Here is a 3,076-nt window from a genome sequence, read left to right on the forward strand (position 1 = left end):
ATCAAACTCAGGCAACATTTCACGGTGAGCTCCATAGCCACCAGCTGCTGCTTTAACAGGAACATTGTACTCCGCAGCTGCTTTGTTTAGAGCATTTGCAAGGAGACCACTTGTACCTCCTCCGGCACAGAGAACGAGAACATTAGTTTCTTCAGTGATGGTATTTTGAGCTGCTTCTACACCTGCTTTTTCAAGAATCGCATCTGCTTTAGCAGTATTAAAGTTTGCAGCTACTTTTTCTTTCAATTCATCATTGGCTTTACCAGAACGTTCTTCTTCAAGGATTTGTTCATCATAAACCTTGAGGAATGGATAGTAAATAGCTACGTCAACAAGAATTAACAAAGCAGCAAGTACAAATGACAAGAATTGGAAGTTTGTACCGAGAACAATACCGAGCGGACCAGGTGTTGTCCAAGGAAGGTTGGCAGTAAATGAGTTCATGCCAAGCGCTTCAATGAAGAATTTAAAGATCCAGACGTTTGCGATTGGCGCAAAGATAAAGGGAATAAAGAAGATTGGATTTAAGACAAGTGGTGCACCAAACAGGATTGGTTCATTTACACCAAAGAAGGTTGGAACTACTGATGCACGTCCGATCGCACGGTTTCGTTTTGATTTTGTCAACCACATGAACATGAATGGGACAACCAGTGTTGCACCCGTACCACCCATGGTAACGATAAACATTTGTGTACCTGAAGTAAGGATCTTGTCTGCATGCATGCCTTGTTGGAGAAGGTTCAAGTTGACTTCGGCATTTGCGTAGGTAATAGCTGCGATAGCAGGTTCGACGATGGAAGGACCGTGAATACCCACAAACCAGAAGAAGGCAAAGGCCCCAAAGATAATGGTAATACCTAAATAACCATCAGCAGCTGAGAATAATGGTGCAAAGAATTTACCGATTGATTCTGCAACGCTGGCACCAACAAATTGACGAGCAAGTAAATCAAGGACATAAAGAGAAACAACAGATAGAGTGAATGGAATCACATCTTTAAAGACTTGTGAGATATTGGGTGGAACTTCGTCAGGCATGCGAATAGTGACGTTGTTCTTAACACAAACCTTATAGATTGCTACGGTTACAAAGGCAGCAAGAAAGGCTGAAAGCAGCCCTTTTGTCCCAAGGAAACCTGTCGCAAAACCACCTTCAATTGGATCAGCTGCCAACACCAACAAACCAACAATGGCCGCAAGAAGGGTAGACATATAGTTGATTTGATTAGTCTTTTCCATACTGCGGTTAACAGAATCGGTCAAAGACTTAGCCGTTGTACCAGCTACTAACAAAGCCAGAATCCCCATTGAGTAGTTATAGGGTTTCATCAAGAAACTAATAACATCATCTGACCATTGGAAGCCCCATGAGTTTGGAACAAAGGCAATCAGGATAAAGATACTGGAAAAGAGAATGACTGGCATTCCAGCGATGAAACCATCACGAATGGCACGAAGATAGATATTACGAGATAGTTTCTCAAAGAATGGCTTTCCTTTCTCGATAAATGCAATTAGTTTGTTCATTATTTAACTCCTCTCTTGTAAAGTTCGATGAGATGGTGCATGAGATCTTTGAGCAAGATAGTTGTCATCAAGTGATCCTGACCGTGCATCATGGTCACACTATAAGCCAAGTCTTCGCCAGCTGCTTCCTTGGTCAATAGACTTGTTTGAGCGTGGTGAGCCTCTGCGATACAGCTACCAGCTTCCTCAACTAAACTATCCGCTTTCGCGAAATCACCAGCTTCAGCAGCCTTCAAGGCTTCCAATAGTTTTGAACGAGCATCGCCAGCATAGGCAACAATTTCAAAACCTAACAATGTAACTTCTTCTCTATTCATAATAGAATCCTCCTTATTTAAGATACTAAGGGCGTTTGAAAATCGAAAGAAAAATAGGAAATGTGATGACGGAGCGACGCTCCTAGGAACATTTATCTTTTTTCCAAGATTTTAGCCCGAGTTCAATTACTAAAATACAACATCCAGAGCTTTTTATAGCTCTCGACAACCACTACAATAAACGTTGAATATGTAAAACCAGATAAACTCGCTCACTCTTATACAAATCAAGACCAGTATGTTGCGTAATCACATCATAAATCTTGGAGCCGACCTCAAATGCCTTTGGATAGGTTTGTTTGATATGGTCTTCCATATCCAGAAGCGATTGGTTATCATCTCTAGAGCGGTCTAAATAATCCAAGAAATAATTCAAATGAATCATAAAGCGATCATAAAAATGGTTGTTTTCTTTGGTTCGCTGAATAGCATAATTCTTCAGCACTTCTTCAACATCTCTGAGAATTTCTTTCCTCTTATCGATCGTTTCAACAACTGCCACCTCATTCTCACCCTCAGCATTGATGAAATGATAAGCAATCCGAATAATTTCATCCTCAGGGAAATGTTCTGCTAGCTTCTGACGATAGATTTCAAACGCTTCATTCGCAATTTGAAAAGCGACAGGATACTTAGCAGAAATATCTGGCAGATTGCTATCCTTGTACCTTCCTTGTGCTAGAGCTCGATAAGAGCAGTAAATATGGTCTGTCAAGGTTACATAGAGATATTCCTGAATCGGATAATGATATTTCTTTGAAAGTTTATCAATAATCTCATAGGTCACTGTGATAAAATCAAGCGGAACATCTTTGAGGAGAACCATAAAGTTTTCTCTGGATTCTTCTGTCTTCATCCGAAAGATTTTCTCCACCTGCTGTTCCGCAATAAAATCCCCTTTCTTCTTTCCAAATGCAATCCCTTTACCAATCACAATCACTTCTTCTCCTTTGTCATTTCTGACAAGCGAAACATTGTGATTTATTGGATTTAGAATTCGATACATGGTAACCTCCTTATATTTTAAAGGTATATGAGTACAAAAAATGACCACAAATGAACTAGAAAATCATCTGATTTCTAATTCACCTGTGATCATGCCTAATATTACTTAGTAACACTCACCTTGTATTAACTTGTGATTTAAGTATAGCACAAGTAGGTTATTTTGTAAACCTTTACATACAACTTTTTTTAAAATTTTTAAGTTCATATTCCTAAAATAGGAG

3 protein-coding genes are annotated in these 3,076 nt (G+C 39.5%); all 3 read right to left on the reverse strand.

Going from position 1 to position 3,076, the window contains the following annotated elements; genetic code table 11:
* A partial coding sequence (locus tag SORDD16_RS05210) for a lactose-specific PTS transporter subunit EIIC (RefSeq protein ID WP_061452647.1) occupies positions 1 to 1,530 on the reverse strand: 1,530 nt, incomplete at its 3' end.
* Positions 1,530 to 1,847: a PTS lactose/cellobiose transporter subunit IIA gene (locus SORDD16_RS05215; protein ID WP_001078323.1), complete on the reverse strand. Its 318-nt coding sequence runs from the start codon at positions 1,845 to 1,847 to the stop codon at positions 1,530 to 1,532. The genes SORDD16_RS05210 and SORDD16_RS05215, both read right to left, overlap by 1 nt.
* A gap of 172 nt (positions 1,848 to 2,019) precedes the next feature.
* Positions 2,020 to 2,853 carry a PRD domain-containing protein gene (locus SORDD16_RS05220; protein WP_061452604.1) on the reverse strand — a complete coding sequence of 278 codons (834 nt, stop codon included), beginning with the start codon at positions 2,851 to 2,853 and terminating at the stop codon, positions 2,020 to 2,022.
* Positions 2,854 to 3,076 lie beyond the last annotated feature (223 nt).

It is taken from the genome of Streptococcus oralis, assembly GCF_001578945.1.
GTDB lineage: Bacteria > Bacillota > Bacilli > Lactobacillales > Streptococcaceae > Streptococcus > Streptococcus oralis_Q.